At 45.7% G+C, this 494-nt stretch carries 2 protein-coding genes; one reads left to right on the top strand and one right to left on the bottom strand.

Going from position 1 to position 494, the window contains the following annotated elements:
• A partial coding sequence (locus AC3DE3_RS17210; RefSeq protein WP_426878996.1) for a LuxR C-terminal-related transcriptional regulator occupies positions 1–275 on the top strand: 275 nt, incomplete at its 5' end.
• 67 nt (positions 276–342) lie between these two features.
• Here AC3DE3_RS17210 and yecF read toward each other — a convergent pair.
• The coding region (gene yecF / locus AC3DE3_RS17205) for a DUF2594 family protein YecF (protein WP_488370838.1) at positions 343–494 on the bottom strand (152 nt) is incomplete at its 5' end.

Genomic DNA, 494 nt, shown 5'->3' with positions numbered 1-494 from the left:
TGCAATTAAAAATGCAGCTACTGGTGCGCGAAAGTCTGATGGCTCTGATGCGTTTAAATGATGAAATAGTGATGACGCCAGAGATGAATTTCAGCAAGCGCGAAAAAGAAATTCTGAAATGGACGGCGGAAGGTAAGACATCAGCAGAGATAGCGATGATTTTGTCAATCTCTGAGAATACGGTCAATTTCCATCAGAAAAACATGCAGAAAAAAATCAATGCACCGAATAAGACGCAGGTTGCCTGTTACGCGGCCGCTACTGGCTTAATTTGATCTCTTTTCTGTTCTGCGTGCCAGATGCAAAAACCGGCTGAAAGGCACGCTCTCAGCCGGTTTTATATTACTGACGGTAGGCTTGTTTAATTTGCTTAACCGTTTTGGAAAATACTGCAGCCTGGGTTTCGTCTTCGATCAGCGCAAGCTGTTTTTCCATCTTTAACATCACGCGGCCCGCGTCAGCTTGTCCCATCGCCTGCAGCATCAGCGTCAGCA

Source organism: Dietzia sp. IBK-p2-16D (assembly GCF_057773085.1).
The sequence above is the reverse complement of the archived record's forward strand: the minus strand, read 5'-3'. Positions and strand labels throughout refer to the sequence as shown.